At 60.7% G+C, this 17,541-nt stretch carries 31 protein-coding genes; 29 read left to right on the forward strand and 2 right to left on the reverse strand.

What is annotated here, in order from left to right; genetic code table 11:
* Positions 1 to 10 precede the first annotated feature (10 nt).
* From B5M41_RS10045 to B5M41_RS10155, 23 genes are all read left to right on the forward strand, one after another.
* On the forward strand, positions 11 to 796 hold the full coding sequence (locus tag B5M41_RS10045) for an ATP-binding protein (RefSeq protein WP_134647421.1): 786 nt from the start codon (positions 11 to 13) through the stop codon (positions 794 to 796).
* Entirely contained in the window at positions 796 to 963 is a 168-nt protein-coding gene (locus tag B5M41_RS10050; RefSeq protein WP_167718868.1) for a hypothetical protein, read from the forward strand. Before B5M41_RS10045 ends, B5M41_RS10050 begins: the two co-directional genes overlap by 1 nt.
* Positions 964 to 966: 3 nt before the next feature.
* Positions 967 to 1,113 carry a hypothetical protein gene (locus B5M41_RS10055; RefSeq protein WP_167718866.1) on the forward strand — a complete coding sequence of 49 codons (147 nt, stop codon included), beginning with the start codon at positions 967 to 969 and terminating at the stop codon, positions 1,111 to 1,113.
* A 27-nt stretch (positions 1,114 to 1,140) separates the two neighbouring features.
* Positions 1,141 to 1,737, forward strand: coding sequence for a hypothetical protein (locus tag B5M41_RS10060; RefSeq protein ID WP_134647419.1), 597 nt, complete (start codon positions 1,141 to 1,143; stop codon positions 1,735 to 1,737).
* A 146-nt stretch (positions 1,738 to 1,883) separates the two neighbouring features.
* Positions 1,884 to 2,942: a DNA polymerase III subunit beta gene (gene dnaN, locus B5M41_RS10065; protein WP_134647417.1), complete on the forward strand. Its 1,059-nt coding sequence runs from the start codon at positions 1,884 to 1,886 to the stop codon at positions 2,940 to 2,942.
* Positions 2,943 to 3,153: 211 nt separating this feature from the next.
* A complete protein-coding gene (locus B5M41_RS10070; RefSeq protein WP_134647415.1) occupies positions 3,154 to 3,333 on the forward strand; it encodes a hypothetical protein in 180 nt (59 codons plus the stop codon).
* Entirely contained in the window at positions 3,333 to 4,277 is a 945-nt protein-coding gene (locus tag B5M41_RS10075; RefSeq protein WP_134647413.1) for an oxidoreductase, read from the forward strand. The genes B5M41_RS10070 and B5M41_RS10075 overlap by 1 nt, the downstream gene beginning before the upstream one ends.
* Positions 4,274 to 4,630, forward strand: coding sequence for a zinc-finger-containing protein (locus B5M41_RS10080; RefSeq protein WP_134647411.1), 357 nt, complete (start codon positions 4,274 to 4,276; stop codon positions 4,628 to 4,630). Before B5M41_RS10075 ends, B5M41_RS10080 begins: the two co-directional genes overlap by 4 nt.
* A gap of 18 nt (positions 4,631 to 4,648) precedes the next feature.
* Positions 4,649 to 5,161: a sigma-70 family RNA polymerase sigma factor gene (locus B5M41_RS10085; RefSeq protein ID WP_134647409.1), complete on the forward strand. Its 513-nt coding sequence runs from the start codon at positions 4,649 to 4,651 to the stop codon at positions 5,159 to 5,161.
* Positions 5,158 to 5,310: a hypothetical protein gene (locus B5M41_RS10090; protein ID WP_167718863.1), complete on the forward strand. Its 153-nt coding sequence runs from the start codon at positions 5,158 to 5,160 to the stop codon at positions 5,308 to 5,310. The genes B5M41_RS10085 and B5M41_RS10090 overlap by 4 nt, the downstream gene beginning before the upstream one ends.
* The gene (locus tag B5M41_RS10095; protein ID WP_134647407.1) at positions 5,310 to 7,046 is read left to right on the forward strand and encodes a DEAD/DEAH box helicase; all 1,737 of its coding nucleotides are present in this window, start codon (positions 5,310 to 5,312) and stop codon (positions 7,044 to 7,046) included. The genes B5M41_RS10090 and B5M41_RS10095 overlap by 1 nt, the downstream gene beginning before the upstream one ends.
* Before the next feature lie 379 nt (positions 7,047 to 7,425).
* Entirely contained in the window at positions 7,426 to 7,590 is a 165-nt protein-coding gene (locus tag B5M41_RS10100; protein ID WP_167718861.1) for a hypothetical protein, read from the forward strand.
* A gap of 48 nt (positions 7,591 to 7,638) precedes the next feature.
* A complete protein-coding gene (locus B5M41_RS10105) occupies positions 7,639 to 7,887 on the forward strand; it encodes a hypothetical protein (RefSeq protein WP_134647406.1) in 249 nt (82 codons plus the stop codon).
* A complete protein-coding gene (locus tag B5M41_RS10110; RefSeq protein WP_134647404.1) occupies positions 7,884 to 8,642 on the forward strand; it encodes a hypothetical protein in 759 nt (252 codons plus the stop codon). Before B5M41_RS10105 ends, B5M41_RS10110 begins: the two co-directional genes overlap by 4 nt.
* Positions 8,643 to 8,707: 65 nt before the next feature.
* The gene (locus tag B5M41_RS10115) at positions 8,708 to 8,887 is read left to right on the forward strand and encodes a hypothetical protein (protein ID WP_134647402.1); all 180 of its coding nucleotides are present in this window, start codon (positions 8,708 to 8,710) and stop codon (positions 8,885 to 8,887) included.
* Positions 8,884 to 9,114: a hypothetical protein gene (locus tag B5M41_RS10120; RefSeq protein ID WP_134647400.1), complete on the forward strand. Its 231-nt coding sequence runs from the start codon at positions 8,884 to 8,886 to the stop codon at positions 9,112 to 9,114. Before B5M41_RS10115 ends, B5M41_RS10120 begins: the two co-directional genes overlap by 4 nt.
* Complete coding sequence (locus B5M41_RS10125) at positions 9,114 to 9,410, forward strand: hypothetical protein (RefSeq protein ID WP_134647398.1); 297 nt, start codon at positions 9,114 to 9,116, stop codon at positions 9,408 to 9,410. Before B5M41_RS10120 ends, B5M41_RS10125 begins: the two co-directional genes overlap by 1 nt.
* Positions 9,407 to 9,604: a hypothetical protein gene (locus B5M41_RS10130; protein ID WP_134647396.1), complete on the forward strand. Its 198-nt coding sequence runs from the start codon at positions 9,407 to 9,409 to the stop codon at positions 9,602 to 9,604. The genes B5M41_RS10125 and B5M41_RS10130 overlap by 4 nt, the downstream gene beginning before the upstream one ends.
* 109 nt (positions 9,605 to 9,713) lie before the next feature.
* A complete protein-coding gene (locus B5M41_RS10135; RefSeq protein ID WP_134647393.1) occupies positions 9,714 to 10,292 on the forward strand; it encodes an MT-A70 family methyltransferase in 579 nt (192 codons plus the stop codon).
* Complete coding sequence (locus tag B5M41_RS10140) at positions 10,292 to 11,143, forward strand: methyltransferase (RefSeq protein ID WP_134647391.1); 852 nt, start codon at positions 10,292 to 10,294, stop codon at positions 11,141 to 11,143. The genes B5M41_RS10135 and B5M41_RS10140 overlap by 1 nt, the downstream gene beginning before the upstream one ends.
* Positions 11,140 to 11,523, forward strand: a complete 384-nt coding sequence (locus tag B5M41_RS10145; protein WP_134647389.1) for a DUF6511 domain-containing protein — start codon at positions 11,140 to 11,142, stop codon at positions 11,521 to 11,523. Before B5M41_RS10140 ends, B5M41_RS10145 begins: the two co-directional genes overlap by 4 nt.
* Positions 11,523 to 11,729 carry a hypothetical protein gene (locus tag B5M41_RS10150; protein WP_134647387.1) on the forward strand — a complete coding sequence of 69 codons (207 nt, stop codon included), beginning with the start codon at positions 11,523 to 11,525 and terminating at the stop codon, positions 11,727 to 11,729. The genes B5M41_RS10145 and B5M41_RS10150 overlap by 1 nt, the downstream gene beginning before the upstream one ends.
* The gene (locus tag B5M41_RS10155) at positions 11,726 to 12,439 is read left to right on the forward strand and encodes a hypothetical protein (protein ID WP_134647385.1); all 714 of its coding nucleotides are present in this window, start codon (positions 11,726 to 11,728) and stop codon (positions 12,437 to 12,439) included. The genes B5M41_RS10150 and B5M41_RS10155 overlap by 4 nt, the downstream gene beginning before the upstream one ends.
* Positions 12,440 to 12,587: 148 nt before the next feature.
* On the opposite strand, the gene B5M41_RS10160 is transcribed toward B5M41_RS10155, so the two are convergent.
* Positions 12,588 to 12,809: a hypothetical protein gene (locus tag B5M41_RS10160; RefSeq protein WP_134647383.1), complete on the reverse strand. Its 222-nt coding sequence runs from the start codon at positions 12,807 to 12,809 to the stop codon at positions 12,588 to 12,590.
* Positions 12,810 to 12,821: 12 nt separating this feature from the next.
* Positions 12,822 to 13,049 carry a hypothetical protein gene (locus tag B5M41_RS10165; protein ID WP_134647381.1) on the reverse strand — a complete coding sequence of 76 codons (228 nt, stop codon included), beginning with the start codon at positions 13,047 to 13,049 and terminating at the stop codon, positions 12,822 to 12,824.
* Between the two features lie 89 nt (positions 13,050 to 13,138).
* Between B5M41_RS10165 and B5M41_RS10170 the strand changes: the two genes are divergently transcribed.
* The 6 genes from B5M41_RS10170 to B5M41_RS10195 all read left to right on the forward strand — a co-directional run bounded on the left by B5M41_RS10170 (position 13,139) and on the right by B5M41_RS10195 (position 17,535).
* Positions 13,139 to 15,412, forward strand: coding sequence for a bifunctional DNA primase/polymerase (locus tag B5M41_RS10170; RefSeq protein ID WP_134647379.1), 2,274 nt, complete (start codon positions 13,139 to 13,141; stop codon positions 15,410 to 15,412).
* 112 nt (positions 15,413 to 15,524) lie between these two features.
* Positions 15,525 to 15,734 carry a hypothetical protein gene (locus tag B5M41_RS10175; protein ID WP_134647377.1) on the forward strand — a complete coding sequence of 70 codons (210 nt, stop codon included), beginning with the start codon at positions 15,525 to 15,527 and terminating at the stop codon, positions 15,732 to 15,734.
* Positions 15,734 to 15,988, forward strand: a complete 255-nt coding sequence (locus tag B5M41_RS10180; protein ID WP_134647375.1) for a hypothetical protein — start codon at positions 15,734 to 15,736, stop codon at positions 15,986 to 15,988. Before B5M41_RS10175 ends, B5M41_RS10180 begins: the two co-directional genes overlap by 1 nt.
* Position 15,989: 1 nt before the next feature.
* Positions 15,990 to 16,205 carry a helix-turn-helix domain-containing protein gene (locus B5M41_RS10185; RefSeq protein WP_134647373.1) on the forward strand — a complete coding sequence of 72 codons (216 nt, stop codon included), beginning with the start codon at positions 15,990 to 15,992 and terminating at the stop codon, positions 16,203 to 16,205.
* Positions 16,205 to 16,798 carry an HNH endonuclease gene (locus B5M41_RS10190; protein WP_134647371.1) on the forward strand — a complete coding sequence of 198 codons (594 nt, stop codon included), beginning with the start codon at positions 16,205 to 16,207 and terminating at the stop codon, positions 16,796 to 16,798. The genes B5M41_RS10185 and B5M41_RS10190 overlap by 1 nt, the downstream gene beginning before the upstream one ends.
* Before the next feature lie 248 nt (positions 16,799 to 17,046).
* Positions 17,047 to 17,535, forward strand: coding sequence for a VRR-NUC domain-containing protein (locus B5M41_RS10195; protein ID WP_134647369.1), 489 nt, complete (start codon positions 17,047 to 17,049; stop codon positions 17,533 to 17,535).
* Positions 17,536 to 17,541: the final 6 nt, after the last annotated feature.

Here is a 17,541-nt window from a genome sequence, read left to right on the forward strand (position 1 = left end):
AGGAGACGAAATGGCAATTTCCCTATCATCCCTGAGATCCACCAAGCGCAACGATCCACCCATTATGCTGCTTTATGGCGTCGACGGCATCGGCAAGACCAGCCTAGCAGCTGAATTCCCGTCGCCGCTCTTCCTCGGTACGGAGGGCGAGCGACCGCCGTCTGACGTAGATCTGCCGACCCCCGGCGTCATCACGTCCCTGAATGATGTGTTCGACGTGTTTGGCGAACTGCTCGACAGCGAGCACGACTTCGGCACTGTCATCATCGACAGCCTCGACGGACTCGAGCCGTTGATCTGGCGGGCGACGTGTGCACGCCTTGGTCTTAACTCGATCGAAGATGCAGGATTCGGAAAAGGTTACGTCGAGGCAGACACGGAATGGAACGAATACCTTTCCGCCGTCGCGGCTCTGGCGCAGGCCGGAATTTATGTCGTGCAGCTGGCTCACCCGGAGATCGTGCGGTTCGACAGCCCGACCAGCGATCCGTACAGCCGGTATCAGCCGAAACTCCACAAGCGAGCCAACGCCCTCGTTCGCGAGAAGGCTGATGTCGTGGCCTTCATGAACTACCGCATCTCCATCAAGGAGAAAGAGGTGGCGCGCCAGACGAAGGTTGCGCACGCCGAGGGCGGCAAGGAGCGCCAGATCCACCTCAACGAAGGCGCCGGATTCAACGCGAAGAACCGCTTCTCCATGCCGGATTCCATCTCCTACAAGAAGGGAGACGGCTTCGCAGCGTTGGCAAAATACTGGCCTTCGAACGACAACGCGGCACGGCAGGAGGCGGCGTGATGGGTAGCTTCTATCTGGGTGTCGCCATTCTTCTTGCCGTGGCAGCCGCCATCGTCGGGGCGGTGATCTACAGCGTCGGCGTATGGCCGGCACTAGCGGTATTCGGCCTCACCGGACTGATGACCGGGGCAATCTACCTCGGCATCAACCTCATCTATGGCTACTAACCCATGTTCCACCGCGAAAACTGGTTCGCATGGTTCCCCGTGACGGCACGCACCGCCGCCGGCAAACGCATCGCATGGCTGGAGACGGTCATGCGGGAGCGGTTCGAGACAGCAAATAGCGCCAGTGCTTGGCGCTATTACACCACCTAACCACTACCACAGAAGGAGACGGCCAGCATGGCTAAGCTGAACACCAGATTCAATGCACAGGACCACGATACCGAACAGCGCGACTATGAGGACCTGCCTGCGGGGATCATGCAGTTCGAGATCGAAGCGAGCGAAATCAAGGAGACCGGCCCGGAACACGCGCGCACCGGCAACGGCATGAAGTACACGGTAAATGTCCTGGCTCCAGAAGAGGTGTCCGGTCGAAAGTTCTTCGGCTTCATCAACCTCGAAAACACCAATGCGCAGGCGCAGGAGATCGGACAACGGGAATTTGCGTCCCTCTGCCGCGCGATGGGCGTTGAGGGCGTGGAAGACACGGAGGAGCTGCACTATCGCACCTACACGGTGAAGCTTGGCCTCGGCAAGCCGAGCAAGAAGCTCAAGGCAGACGGCTCCCCTGAATTCCCGGCGCGCATGGAGGTCAAGCGGTACTTCTTCCCGGATCAGGGCAACATTCCCGAGCCTGCGCTCGATGCGGTTCAAACCAAACCAGCAGCAGCCAACGACAATCGCGCACCTGCGGCGAATGACAACCGCCAGCAACAGCAGGCCAGCCGACCGGCTGCTGCGGCTACGGGCAGCCGGCCCTGGGGGAAGAAGTGATGGGCTGGCCTGACGCGGTGGCGATTGCTGCAGTTGCATTCAGCTTCGCCTACGTGCTCGCCGTGCTCTTCACCCGCGCCTAACCACCACCAGCGGCCGGTTGCTACCTGCAACTGGCCGCGCACTACCACCAAGAGGAGACCACAATGCACCTGACAATCAGTCGGGCGGAGCTTTCCCGCGTTATCTCGGCGGTAAGCCGCGTCGTTGAAAGCAGAAACATCATCGAAATCCTGTCCAACCTGCGCCTTGTCGCGACGGACGACACACTGACCGTGACGGCTACAGACCTCGCCATCGTTGCGGAAGCCAAGGCGCCCGCAACCGTCGCGGCCGCTGGGTCTGTGTGCGTAGACGCCAAGTTGTTCGGTGACATTGCCAAGAAGGCCGGCGCTTCCGAAATCATCCTCCTGCTGGATGATGACAAACTTGTCGTGAAGTCCGGACGTAGTCGCTTCTCGCTTCGCACGCTGCCTGCTGCGGACTTCCCGTCCATGGGCGCGGATAGCTTTAACGCCGAGTTCGAGACGGACATTGCTGATCTGCTGTCCTCGGTGGCGTTTGCTGCCGGCACGAACGACATCCGCGAAATGCTCAATGGCGTGCTTTTGCGCTCCAAAGCCGGAAAGCTTGTTGCCGTGGCGACAGACGGGCACCGTCTCGCTCGCTCACAGGGCGATGAAGCGCCTTCCTTCGATGACATCATCATCCCGAACAAAGCGGTCAGCGTCATGCCGAAGGGCACGACGATCGTCAGCGTCAGCCCTGAAAAGATGCGCGTCATTGGCGAGGACATCACGATCACGACCAAACTGATCGGCATGGAGTATCCCGATTACGAGCGGGTCATCCCACAACACAACGATAAAGTCGTGGCCGTGAACCGCGACGAGATGATGCGGGCGGCCGATCGCGTCGTGACGGTGAGCAGCGAGAAGAGCAAGGGTGTTCGTCTGTCTATCGCGTCCGGCGCAATCCAGTTCTCGGCCCGATCTGATGCCGGCGAAGCAGCTGATGAAGTGGCTGCCGATTACAGCGGAGAGCCGATCGATTACGGCCTTAATAGCCTCTACCTGCGCGACATGCTGGCGGCCCTGCCTCCGGGCAAGGTCAAGCTGGCGTTGTCTGAGAGCAACTCACCGGCAGTGGTGACCGGCGAGAACGACAACTGGGACGGAGTTCTCATGCCTCTGAGGGTGAACTGATGGAGCGAGAGATCAAGAACCTTATCCGAGAGGCAATTTCAGCCATCCGGCGCGGTGACATTGATGACGGCGTGCTGATCCTGGAGCGCACTGTCGACCCGAAGTATCGGTCTGTGGAGCATGCTCACGGGGCGTACCTTATGCGCGACGGCGGAGGGGTTGGCTCTGTGGGCGGGTACTTCGCGGAGGCTCTAGGGCATAAGGTGGCGGCATGACCCTCACCGGACGAAAGCGCTACCGCACCAACTGGCGCGGCAAGCTCATCCTGCAGGTCGAATACACGCTGTTCCACATGAAAGACCTCAACGGGTCCGGATACTACGACGAGTGGACAACGACGCATTGGCGGGATGCCAAGGTCGATGACGGCGCGCATGAGGCGTCCGCCTAATGGCCCCTATCCCCCGCCCAACGCCCTCAACCCTGCGCGCCATCCAGCACGCCCTCGAATCCGATGAAGACCAGTGGGAGTCCGTCGGCGTGTCGGCTGGCGATATCGGTATGGAGTGTGACCGAGCTCTTTGGCTCACATTCCGCCGGGCGTCCGTTCCGGAAGCGATCGACTGGCGCAAGCGACGGATCTTCGAACGTGGCGAGATAGAGGAGGAGCGCCTTCTCGATCTGCTGCGGCTCGTCGGAATTGAGGTTTGGGGTCAGCAGGACCGCGTTCGCGCGGCCGGCGGGCATCTGCGCGGCAAGATCGACGGTCGCGCTCTCGGCCTGCCGGAGGCCGCCAAGACCGAACACATCGTCGAATGCAAATCGGCCAAGCAGGAGGTGTTCGCCAAGGTCAAGAAGTTAGGGGTGAAGGAAGGCAAGCCGGAGCACTACGCCACGTTTCAGTTCTACATGTACGGGCTCGGCATCGACCGCGTCCTCTACATGATGTCCAACAAAAACGACGAGGATCTGCATCTCGAGCGGGTAAACTTCGACCACGACTTCGCCATCCACCAGGTGGCGAGGGTGGAGCGCATCATAAACATGCCCGAACCGCCCGGCAGGCTGTGCACGAAGCGCGACGACTTCCGCGGCATGTTCTGCCGTCAGGCGGAGGTTTGCTGGGGCGAGATCAAGCCGCGTGCGCATTGCAGGTCCTGCATCCATGCCACGCCGCTGCTTGACGGCAACGCCGGGTGGGACTGCAGCCGCTGGCAGAAACCTTTGTCGCTCGATGAGCAGGCGGAAGGCTGCGCCGCTCACCTTTTCATCCCGTCCATGCTTGCCGCCTACGAGCAGGTCGATGCGGACGAGGAGGCCGAGACCATAACCTACGTCCACCGGACCACAGGTGAGCGGTGGGTGGACGGCGCGGCTGCGGAGCCAACAACATGAGCCGCAAGCCGCGCCCGATCTGCCCGGTATGCGGCGCGCGAGCCGCGCGCAGCGAAACCCGCTTTGGTCGCCGCCACGACTGCTGCGGCCTGTGGTCTTGGGGCAACAAGCCGCTTGCCGACGCTGAGACACACAAGGCACGCAGCGATGCGCACCGCGTCTTTGACGTACTGTGGAAATCCGGACACCTGTCGCGCGGCGAGGCCTACCAAGCCCTGTCGTGGGCTACCGGCTGGCCGGAAGCGGACTGCCACATGATGCACATGCCGAAAGAACGAGCCGCCCTCGTTCCTGCCGCCGTGCGCAGGATCTGGGCGGTTATCAACGAAGACAGCCCCACCAAGGCTGCCTAACCACAAGAGGAGACCACCATGGCTACCCACGCCAACGACAACCGCCCCGCCGAGTTTGACGCTGCCCTTGAGCGCTATATGCCTATGGTTCGGGCGCTCGCGGTGCGCTACCTGCCGACCGGGCAGCGCGAAGACGTTATCCAGGACGTCATGTTGCGGGCGCTCAGCTGCTGGCGCAATTTCCACGGCGAATACACGCCAAACGGCGGCTTTCCCAGCTGGCTGCGGTGGCAGCTGCGCGCGGTAATCTCGGCGCACAAGACCAAGAAGCGCGTCACGATCGTCTACGGCGACAAGGCCGACAGGGCATTCCGTACCGCATCGCTTGCCGAAACGCAGGAGCGCTCGATTGCCGCTCTGGACGTGCTCAACCGGATGACCGGCCGTGATGGAGCCGTCCTCCTGCGCAGAGGCATGGGGTTCAAGTTGTCCGACATTGGTGCGGAAATCGGCGTGTCCCGTGAGCGCGTGCGGCAGATCGAGGAGGCGGGCATTGCCAAGCTCCGCGCCGAGCTGAGGGCAGCAGCATGATCCATCCGCGCGATATCATAGGTCCCGAGCAGCTGGCGGCGTTGCGAAACGCCGGCTGGATCGTCGTGCGCGAAGACGCCATCCGGCTGGCGCAGGCGTTTGCGCGGGAGGAGGGGCGTGGGAAAGGCAAGACGGCTGAGGTGGCGTGATGGCGTTCAATCCGCGCTACTATCAGATCGAGGCCGTCGATGCGGTCTTCGACTACTGGGCCGAAGAACCCGGACACCCGCTCGTTGATATGGCCACGGGCACCGGGAAGAGCGGCACTATGGCCATGCTAGATAAGCGTCTCGTTGAGGGGTGGCCAGACATCCGCATTCTCAACGCCACGCACGTCGAAGAGCTCGTCGAGGGAAACTTCATGGAGTTTGTGGGCATGTGCCCATTTGCTCCAGCCGGGATAGCTGCCGCCAGCCTTAACCGGCGGGACTATCGGGCACAGGTTGTCTTCGGTCAGCTGCAAACCATATGGGACAAGGCCGACCTGATCGGCCATGTCGACGTGCTGAAGATCGACGAGGTGCATCTCGTGCCGAACGACGGCAACACGATGTACCGAAAGCTTATCGCGGCGCTGTTCGAAATCAATCCGGACATGAAGATTGTTGGCTTTACGGCAACGCCGTACCGCCTTGATTCTGGCCGCCTCGATGAGGGCGAAGACCGACTGTTCGACAAGGTCGTCTACACCTACAGCATCGCGCAGGCGATCGACGATGGCTACCTGACGCGCCTGACCAGCAAGCCGACTGAGCTCCAGTACGATATGACGGGTGTCCATCGGCTGGGGGGAGACTTCAAGAAGTCAGACCTCGCCAAGGCTACGGACAAGGAGGAACTAACCCGCGCCGCCGTCGCGGAAATCATGGCCTATGCCAATGCAGAAAACAGAAAGACGGCCATCATCTTCTGTAACGGCATCGATCACGCTACCCACGTTCGTGACGAGATCCGCAAATACGGCAAAACTTGCGAGGTGCTAAGCGGAAAGACACCGAAAGGTGAGCGGCGCAAGATCATCGCCGACCTGAAGGCCGGCCGTTTGTGGGGGTGCACCAACGACAACGTCCTCAGCACAGGTACGAACATTCCGGGCGTTGACCTGATTCCAGACCTGGCTCCTACGGAAAGCGCCAACCGCTATGTTCAACGCGCCGGACGTGGAACGCGGGTCGTCTGGCCTGCGGGGTTCGACCCCGAAACGTCTGACGCCGAAGGGCGAAAGGCTGCCATAGCGATGGGTCCGAAGCCAAACTGCCGGTATATGAACTTTGCCGGCAATATCGAACGACACGGGCCCGTGGACTGCGTTACGCCGAAAAAGCCAGGCAAGGGGACGGGAGAGGCACCAATCAAGGTTTGTATGCAGTGTGAGGAGATCGTCGCCGCTGGTGCGCGGGTCTGTCCGAACTGTGGCTATCAATTCGAGTTCGAGGAAAAGCCTAAGTTCACCGCCAAGCCGACCGATGTCGCGATCCTGGCCACTGTTGCAGAGCCCGAATCCCGGAAGGTACGTTCGCGCAAGTTCTGGTTCCATGAGAAGGGCGAGACGCCTTCGGTGAAGGTGTCGTACCAGGTCGGAATGAACCACGTGAACGAATGGTTATGCCCCCAGCATAACGGGTTCCCCAAGAGCAGAGCCGATCGTTTCTGGCTCGCCCATGGTGGCTCAAGGCCGTTCCCAAAGACGGTGATGGAGTGGCTGGAGCGACAGGGAGAGCTTCGTGATACCGCCGAGATCCTCGTCAAACCACGCGGGAAGTGGTGGGACGTTGTCGGGCACACCGTTGCTGCTGTTGCGAATGACAACGTACCCGCCCCGAGCAACAACAATGTGCCTACGCGCCGGCTGGCGGTGGCGATGGCAGATGACATTCCGTTTTAGAGGAGAGCGGATTACCAGTCTTGACAAATTTGTAAATTGCGGTTAAGTTCACGATACCAAGAATGCACCACATAGAGGAGACTGAGGATGGGATGTGATATCCACAGCTTTGCCGAGCGCAGAGTAGACGGCGAGTGGGAATTGGTCACTGAAGCCGAACCATTCGGTTGGCGGTCATACGGCGTTTTTGGCTTCCTCGCCAACGTTCGAAACTATTCTGATGTCACGCCAATCTCAGAACGTCGCGGCTGGCCAAAGGACGCGAGCGTCGCTGCAGCAGAAGGGTATGCAAACTGGGCTGGTGATGCCCACTCGCCGTCATGGCTGACGGTCGAGGAGTTGCGGTCATTTGACTACGATCAGACGATGGAGGACCGGCGTGTCGCTCGTCAACTTTCTGAGAACCTGTGGAGCGGCGCATGGCCATCTCGGCGGCGGCACGATGATGACATATCGTGAATTTCTCGGCGATGCGTTCTTCCGCGACCTCGAAATCCTGAACGAGGTTGGTGCAGAGAGGATTTTGTTTTTCTTCGACAACTAACCACACCGCGCCCACCAAGCGCGGCTACCACACATAGAGGAGACTGAGATGACGAGAAGACCGGAAGACGCGCGCCCTATTGCCGATGCGGCAGGCGAAGATGACTGGATCGAGCACGATGGCGCTGGGTGCCCCGTCGACGTCGATAGCTACGTCGACGTCCGACATGCCGACGGCACAGTTTCTCGCATGTCGCCCGCAGGATTCTGGTGCGCCGGCCTTGAGCCGTGGGTCCACTCGATGTGCGAGTGTGAGGAGATAAAGATCATCGCCTACCGCGTTGTAGGTGCCGCATGACCCGCCTCGCCACCGACGACTTCAACCCGCTCGCCGTCGCAGGCCCAGGCCACAACAACCCGCCCGAAGAACTCTCGCCGTTCGAACTCCTCAAGCAGGAAATCGAAGACCTGTTCGAGGAAGCCAAGAATTTTTGCGACGGCGAGCCGATCGATTCTGAGGCCATGGCCGACGTCATCACCGAACTGCACGACCGCATCCACGAATGCGGCAAGCGGGCCGAGACTCTGCGCGTCGACGAAAAGAAGCCGCTCGACGACAAGATTGCGGAAATCCAGACCAAGTTCCACCCGCTGATCGGCAACACCAAGGCGGGCAAGGGCAAGGTCATCCTGGCCAAGGAAGCCTGCCAGACGCTTCTGACGCCGTGGCGCAAGAAGGTGGCCGACGAAAAGGCCGCGAAAGCCGCGCGCGTGGCCAAGGAAGCCGAGGCCGCCAGAGCCGCCGCGCAGGCTGCAATGCAAGCCTCATCGGGCAACCTCGCCGAGCGGGAGGCCGCCGAGGAGTTGCTGGCCGACGCGAAGGCACTGGAGAAGACGGCGCGCCGCAGCGAGAAGGCCGCGACGACAGGGCTGGGGCTGCGCACCGTGTGGACGGCTGTGCTTGAAGACCCCGAGAAGGCGCTCGACTGGGCCTATGGACGGGCCGCTGATGAGTTCATAGCCGTGGCGCAACGGAATGCGGATGAGGCGGTGCGTGCTGGATTGCGGCAGGTGCCGGGGTTTGTTGTCAAAGAGACTAAGGTGGCGGCGTGATGGCAAAAGCAGCACGACGCCACTTCGCGCCTTGTCGCGTCTGCGGGGCGTCACACAATAACCCCATGTCATCGAGCATCTGCGCCCCGTGCGGTACGGCAGAGTCTCAAGCTCGCATCGCGGCGGAGGCTGAGGCGCGATACGACTACGAATCGAGCCCCTTCGGCCAGTTCATGGGCATGAGCGAGGAAGATCGCTGGCGGCTCGTTTTCGATCGCCTCGAATCTTTGGAGGCCGCACAATGACCAGAAACCTGATGATCAACAACGGACGCCCCGGCATGCAGCTTGCCCGTCTCGCCGCCACCAGAAGACCACCATCCCGCGCCGAGACGCCAGCCGCACAGCTGGAAATCGCCGCGCAGTGGCTGCATGAGGCGGCCATGCGGCTGACGGAACTCAAGCACATGGACCTGTCGATGCAGTTGACGCGCGTCGGCCATGATTGCGAGCGGATGGCGGGGAGGGTGTGATGCATCATTACTGCAATGCTGAGAGCGCATGGGACGAAGCGGACGAGCGAGCCGCAGCAGCCCGCCCGATTGTTGCCGAGCAACAAGGGGGCGACTTCTGGCGAGTTGCCGTGCCGGTCTACCACATGGCTATGCCGCTCACCGCAGACGGCAATGGTCCGGCTTCTCCAGAAGAGACCGTCGGATATGACCACGAGGTGTGGGATCAGCTTTGCCGGACGCTGTGCCGATGTTCCTGTGCAGAAGATGCGGTGTTAATCGCAAAGGCTGTCAATCGTCATTCTGGCATAACATGACTGACCTCGCCACCGCCTACAACCTCGCCGCCGCATGGCATGACAAGCAGGCTGCGGCGTGTCTGGCGATCTCCAAGGACGAGCCACGCATAGACGCCGAAGTCCGAGCCAAGGCCGCACAAGCAGCGATCCACCACGGCGCGAGTGCCGCTGGCCTGCGTCTAGCAGCCAGCAACATACGTCGGGCCAACTAGCATTATCAGTCATATCGCACTGCCCGACAGGCCGTGCACTTTTCTGTCAATACAGCCACCTAAACCGCACGCTACCAACGGGCGGGCATACCACATAAGAGGAGATACCATGCAGCCGCTACCAGAAGGGCGCTACGGCGCAATTTTGGCCGACCCGCCGTGGTCGTTCAGAAGTTACTCCAATCAGCAACTAGCCCCCGCTCGAGGTGAGCAGCCCTATGCCGTGATGTCGCTCGCCGATATCGCGGCGCTTCCCGTCGCGGAAGTCGCAGCCAAGGATTGCCTGCTGTTCATGTGGACGGTCAGCCACCTGCAGCGTGAAGCCTTCGACGTGGCGGCTGCCTGGGGGTTCAAGCCCGTCTCCGTAGCCTTCATATGGGACAAGGGCCGTATGGGAATGGGTTACTGGACCCGTCAGGAAGTCGAGATCTGCCACCTGTTCAAGCGCGGAAAGCCCCGCCGCCTTTCGCGTGGTGTCCGCTCCGTCATCCGCGCACCGCGGCGTGAACACAGCCGGAAGCCGGACGAAGTCTATGGCCGCGTCGAGCAGTTGGTCGCCGGGCCTTACCTCGAGCTGTTTGCTCGGCAGGCGTGGGCCGGGTGGTCAGCGTGGGGGAATGAGGTTGGGAGGTTTTCGCCGCTGGTTGCTGCGAATGATAACATCCCCTCCCTGCAGGAGGCAGCATAATGGCCAAACTCACCAAGGCGCAAGCCAAGGCGCATGCGCAGGCGTGCGACCTCTTAACAAAGCCCGTACTCACCGAAGACGAAAAAGAGTTTGTTCTTCGGAACTGGAACGAGGGCGCCAACCACGTCAACGGTGCGGCAGGAGCGTTCTTCACGCCTTACGACATGGCCTTCGACTTCACAATCGACGCCATAGGACAAGGCGGTTACAGCGGCCGCATCATCGACCTGTGCGCTGGCATAGGCATGCTGTCTTATGCATGCTGGCACAGAAGCCACCAGAAGGCGCGCATCACCTGCGTGGAGCGCAATCCTGACTATCTTGCAGTCGGGCAGAAAATCCTGCCCGAGGCGGAGTGGGTTCTGGCCGACGTACTGGACGTGCTCGACATGGAGCTTGGCCGGTTCGACGTGGCGATCAGCAATCCACCGTTCGGTGCCATCAAGCGCGAGCGCAATAGTCCGCGTTATAGCGGAAAGGACTTCGAGTTCCACGTTATCGATATCGCGGCCCACCTTGCTGGCAGCGGGGCGTTCATCGTCCCTCAGATGTCGGCCGGTTTTAACTACAGTGGACGCCCGTGCTACGAGCGACAGAAGGACGGCAAGGCGGTCAAGTTCCAGGAATTTACCGGCATTCACTTTGACGCTGGTTGCGGCATCGATACGGCTTTCTACATCAACGATTGGAAGGGAGTCTCGCCGATGTGCGAGATCGTCTGCGTCGACTTCGCGCAAGAGGGTGACGTGGCAATGCCGGCGCCAGAAGTTATTGCGCCAGCAATAACCGTTGCGCCAGCGAACGACAATCGGGCACGGCAAGCCGACCTCTTCTCCGCGGTGGCAGCATGACCCGGCTCCCAGGCAAAGACATCCTGCCCATAACGCCCACGGCCGACGAGCATGGCAACCCGACCGTCTGCCGAGTCTGCAGCATGCGGTCGTTCGGCGTCGGTGTTGGCTTCACGTCCCGAACCGACAAGGACCCCGGTTATCTCTGCCTTGAATGCAGCGCCCTGATCGAGACCGTCCGCGATATGCGGCGGTTTGACGTGTACGAACTCAAGGCCCTTGACGGCTGCCTGGAAGAGCTCGGGGCGATCATCGACGAGCGCGGGATTTCCGACCTGAACCACTTCGACGAGCTCGACGCCAAGATGCTGTGCAAGCGGATCGTCATGGCGTTCGGGGACACGTTGCGGCGTTTGCTGCGAGAAGAGGCGCCTTTTTGATGGACCTGAAAATAACCAACACCAAGCCGGAGAACTGGGGCGACGCACTGTCCGTCGCTTTGCAGTTTCAGGCTGACTACCCCGAGCGTAGAGGCTTCGCTGCCGGCGTAGCGTTCCTCGACCTGCGCGGCAAGAAGACGCCGTTCTACGCATATCGTACCAAGACATCGATCGTCGTGCGCGGCGATCTGAAAGGGGCGCAATGAAGCACGATAATGATAACGTTCGTCCCGTCGCCGCCCTCTATGTCGAAACCAATGGCGCCTACTACGGCTTGCCCGGCGTCGACCCATGGGACGAGGTTCGCGACGCGCGGCTCTATGACGGCCCGCACCCGGTCGTTGCCCATCCGCCGTGCCAGAGATGGGGCAAGCTGTGGGCTGGACAGCCGCTGTTCATCAAGCAGACTGGCATACGGAAAGTGAAAGGCGACGATGGTGGGTGCTTTGCAGCCGCTCTGGCCGCGGCGCGAAAATGGGGCGGCGTCATAGAGCATCCGTGGGGCAGTCATGCGTGGGCGCACTTCGGCTTGAACAAACCGCCACGAGAGGGCGGGTGGATTTCCGCAGACTTCCATGGTGGCTGGACGTGTTGCGTCGAGCAGGGGCGATATGGGCACTATGCCCGTAAGCCCACGCTGCTGGTCGCGTACAGGGTAGAGCTACCTGATCTCGACTGGGGCATCGGCGAACCACGTCTTGATCCGGAAGTGATCGCCAGAATGGGGCTGAAGCGCGCCAAGCGCCTCGGTGAGGTTGGGGCGAAAGGCGGGGGGCAGAACAGCACACCGCGAATCCATACGCCGGTTCCCTTCCGTGAGATGCTTATCTCGATAGCGAGGACGGCGAAGGTTCCAGAGGCGGCCAACGACAACTACCAATCCGCCCCCATCTCGCGCAAGGTCTCCCATGCGTGAAGCAACGCATTCACCCATGGCGGGATTTCACGGTCGCCAGCCTTCCAACGTCGAACGGTTCGCGCGTCCACACCACTGTGGCGCGCGAATGCCGTCTGCCAATTGGCGCCGAACAATGCTGCGCACCGGGATTCCAGTTCGGCGGAGGTCATTTCAGCAGAGCCAGATACTCGCGGTAGACGTCCTTGCCATCAGGCGTGATGTTCGGACGGCCCAGCGCGAGTTCCGCCAGACGCCTGCGGGCGTTCTTGTTGGGGTTCTGTGCTTCAAGCTGGTCAATGACCCAGCGCACTTCGGGTGCAGTCATGGGGATGCCGCGGCGGGCGTCATCGTTGCTGCGTTCTTTGCGGGGACCGGGGAGGTTGATCATCGGCGTCGTTCCTTAAAGCGCGGCCACGTAGACATCAACAACGCGAACCTCAGCATTGGTTTCGCGGTTCTTCAAGACCTTCCCGACTTTGCGCTTCTCGCCGATGGCGTAGTTGTCGGCCTGACCGCGGGTCTCGGTTTCAAAACGGCGCGAAGTGCCATCGGCGAAGAGCGTGACAACTTCGAACTGCTTCGGAGCGGCGAGGCGGCGGGCAAGAAGGGCGGCGATTTCGGGGCTCATGTTTGTCTCCTCTGCGGTGTTGGTATGAGCACATTAGGACCAATGGCCCTATCCATCAAGCGGTATTTTTCAGAATTCAAGGAAGCAGCATGACCGAAACCACACAACCCACGCCCCATCAACTTGCCAATGCCTACGTCTCCCAGGGATGGCCGGTATTCCCCTGCCGCTCAGAGGCAGAAGATGTTGTCGATCGACATACAGGCGAAGTAACGACCCTAGGCGAGAAAACACCTCTCACGATTCATGGCTTCAAGCAGGCGACGAAGTTCCAGCACATCATCGACAGGTGGTGGAGCGACTGGCCAGACGCGGCCATCGGCCTCCCTACGGGGTCGCCGACTGGTTTCTTCGCGCTAGACATCGACAACAAGCCAGGCGGAGCCAACGGTTTCGCCTGGCTTTCGGACATGGAGGCGGAGCACGGCCCCCTCCCTGTGACGGCGCGCGTCATTAGCCCGAATGGCGGCCTGCACATCTATTTCAAATACGTGGCCGGCACACGCAACCGCGGCGCACTCGGTGCTGGCGTGGATATCCGGTCGGAAGGCGGCTACGTCGTTGCGGCGGGCAGCGTCCTGTCCAATGGACGACACTACAAGTGGGCGGACGACACGCGCGAGATCGCCGACGCCCCGGCCTGGCTGCTCGACCTGCTATTGCCGAAATCCGCGCCGTCCCACACGCACTATGCCGCGAGTTCCACGAATGTTGTCTATGTCGACGCGGCGATCGAGAGAGAGCTATCTGACCTTGCATCAGAGCCGATGGGAAACCGGAACAACGCACTCAATGACGCGGCGTTCTCGCTCGGGCAGTGGGTTGGCGGTGGCCACCTGTCCGAATCGGAAGCGCGTGCTCAACTACAGGACGTAGCGCGTGGATGGGGCAGGGATTGGTCTCGCTGCTGCAAAACCATCGAAAATGGCCTGAAGGCCGGCGCGCTCCAGCCGCGTCATCCGCCGGAGCAGGATTTTCACCAGGACAACACGCGCCTTGTCGACGTGCAGCGCATGGTCGCCAACGGGCTACGCAAGGCACGTGTAAAGACGGGGCTTCCCGAGCGGTACGATGTCGCCGTTGAAGGTGAGAATGATCCCGAACGGGATGAAAGCGCCAAGCCAGACGCCCCGGAGACTGAAGATATCCCGACCGGGATCACCGATACGGCGCACGAGGAGCCGGCGAACGACAATAGTCCGCTGACTGCTACCGCATTCAAGTGGATCGACCCGAAGTCCATTGCCCGTCGAGAGTTCGCCTATGGAAATCACCTGATCCGTAAATACGTGTCCGTAACAGTCAGCCCCGGCGGCTTGGGGAAGACCAGCCTTAGCCTTGCGGAAGCTCTTGCGATGACGTCGGGCAAGACTTTGCTCGGCACCAAGCCTGCGGAGCGCCTGCGTGTGTGGGTGTTTAATGCGGAAGATCCTCGCGACGAGATGGAGCGGCGCATCATGGCTGCCGCCATCCACTACAAGCTAAAGCCGGAAGACATCGAGGGGCACCTGTTTCTCGATAGCGGGCGCGAGCAGGAGCTGGTCGTCGCTGTTGACGACAAGAAGGCAGGCGTGCGCATCCAGCAACCTATCGTGGAGGCTGTGGTCGAACAGATAGAGCGGAACAAGATAGACGTGATGATCGTGGACCCGTTCGTGTCGACGCACAGCGTCAATGAGAACGACAACGGGGCAATCGATAAGGTGGCCAAGCTGTGGGCGCAAATCGCTGACTACACGAACTGCGCGATCGACATCGTCCACCATCTGCGCAAGGTCGCCGACCGGGAGGCTACCGTCGAAGACGCTCGAGGTGCGGTTTCCCTCATCGGCGCGGCTCGATCGGTTCGCGTCCTGAACCGCATGTCACCGGAGCAAGCAAACGAGGCCGGCGTCGACGGCGCTGACAGGTTCGGGTACTTCTCCGTGACCTATGGCAAGTCGAACCTAACCCCACTAAGCAGTAAGCTGGATTGGCGTCACCTCGTAGGCGTTCCACTGGGCAATGGTCGAGGTCTCACGAAGCCTCAGGACTTCGCCCCTGTGGTGACTGAGTGGAAATGGCCGTCCAAGGAGGAGATCGCCGAGGCCGTCCCTCCGGACGTGCGCAAGGAAGTCCTGGTGCGATTCGCCAACCAGAATTACCGCGAGTCGTCTCAGTCTGAAGACTGGGCCGGGTACGTCCTCGCGTCAGCGTTGGGCATGCATGTGGAAACAGCAAAGGCCATGACCGCGGACAAGCGCAAGGTCAAGGCCATTCTCGACGCATGGATATCGAGTGGCATACTTGCCGTCGTTGACGAGCCGGACCCGAAGCATTTTGACCGTAAGATAAAGTTCGTCCGGCCGGCTGAGGCCGCCTGAACAAAAAAGAGGGGCTTCGGCCCCTTTTTCTTTGGTAGGCTTATTGACTTACTAGGATATTTGGCATATATAAATAATCACCAACGCCGCTACCACCACCGAGGAGATTGAGATGACCAAGATTGAAGCGCTCGCCAAGTACGCAGAAGCCTACAAGGCCTACCAGATTTTCCAGAACCGCACTTTCAACATCGACGTGGCAACACAGTTTGCCGTTGAAGGCCTAATCGCTCAGGCTCGCCATGATGAAGATTATCTCATCTTCCTCGCTAACGACGAAGCTAACTACATCCTCGAAGCAATGGCGAAGGAGGCGGCGTAATGGCGGCGCCAGCCGGCGTTATGGCGAGCGAAACATGGGTTGGAAACATGCTTCGCGACCAAGGCCTAGAGCGCATTGAGGACCTAAAAAAGTCGGGGGTGACAAGCGCTCGGCTAGGCGATGTGGCTCTCGACATCGACGGCAAGCAATTGCCTCGCAGCTATGCGCCCTTGATCATCAGCAGGGCTCAAGAACTGATCTACGACGACTACATGATGCGCAAGACTTTCGGCCCGCATTGGCGACGAGGATAGCATGACCAACACTCAGTTCCGCACGATCCGTCAATGGCTGGGCCTCACGCAGGCCCAGCTTGCGCGCGTTCTGCGCTACGAAGCGCCATTGACGATCAGCACCTATGAGCGCGCCAAGAACCCGCGCCCAGTCCCCACGCACGTCGCCCTACTCATGACCGCTTATGACGAGGGCTACCGCCCCGCCGATTGGCCACACAGCAAGGAGAGCAGGTGATGCACCACGCCATCAAATCAATCATCGAGAAGTATTCGCCGTTGCCCGGATATGCCGTTGTCGAGGTGAGAGGAAGGCCGCACCTCGATCGTCGCCACGAGGGACCGCTAACATCAGATCGGCTTAGGTCCCTTCTGTTCTACGATCCGAATAGCGGGATTTTCACATGGCGCGTCGACCGTCTGCGAGTTCGAGCTGGAGACCGCGCAGGCAAGTTAACAAGGGATGGATACATCCACATCGGAGTGGACGGGGGAAGGTATGCAGCCCACCGCCTAGCCTTCCTATATATGACCGGCACCATTCCCGAAGTTTTCATAGATCATAAGAACCGAAACAGGTCCGACAACAGGTGGGACAATCTGCGCGTAGCGACGAACAGCCAGAACCAAATGAACACGGATATGAAATCGAATAACACGTCTGGCTTCAAGGGCGTCAGCTGGCACAAGGCAGAGGGAAAGTGGCGGGCCGACATCAGGATTGGTGGCGCAAAGGTTTGCCTAGGATACTTCGATAAGTCAGAGGAAGCCCATGAAGCATACCTGAAAGCCGTCGAAGAGCACCACGGAGAATTCGCAAGAGCAGCCTGAACCACCACCCACCACCTTGCTTTTGAGGTGGTGTGAAAGAGGCCAAAACTAGCCACCTCAACCACCTCTAACCACCTCGTTTTTGAGGTGGTGTGAAAGTCACACCACGACGCATTGAATCCACCTCCCACCACCACCTCCTACACTTTAGTGTGGAGGGTGGTGTGGTGGAGTGGAGGAGGGTAGCGGATAGCCACCTCAAAACACCACCACCTATAACCACCCCTACCACCACCGAGGAGATCCCCATGGCAGCCAGCAGCACAAGCGCCAGCAACCGCACCCGGCAGACGCAGACGACCCGCGTCAACGGCAAGCGGGTCAAGATCACCACCGCCAACGGTAAGGTGACCATCACCGACGCCCCGCCGAAGGAGTGGGAAGGCCAGGCGGCGCAGATCCGCGCCCTGCGCGCTATGCCGGAGTACGGAAAGCAGTTCCTGCTGGCTGGCGACCAGAACAGCGCCAAGCGCGGCCCCAGGGCGCAGCAGGAAGCGATTGCCGCCGGCATGACGCCCGGTGAGGCCGACGTGCGCGTTTACCTCTCTGGTGGCCGTCTGCGCATGTTTGAGAACAAGGTCGGTAAAGGCAGGCTGTCTCCAGCGCAGGTCGATCGGCATGCGGCGCTGGCCCGGCTTGGGCACCACGTCGAGGTCGTGCGGTTCGCAAGTGTCGGTGAGGCAGCCGACAAGGCTGTCGCGCTGGTGCGCGGTTGGCTTGCCGCTAACTCGCCTTGACAAATT

The sequence above is a fragment of the Shinella sumterensis genome (assembly GCF_004514425.2).
GTDB classification, from domain to species: Bacteria; Pseudomonadota; Alphaproteobacteria; order Rhizobiales; family Rhizobiaceae; genus Shinella; species Shinella sumterensis.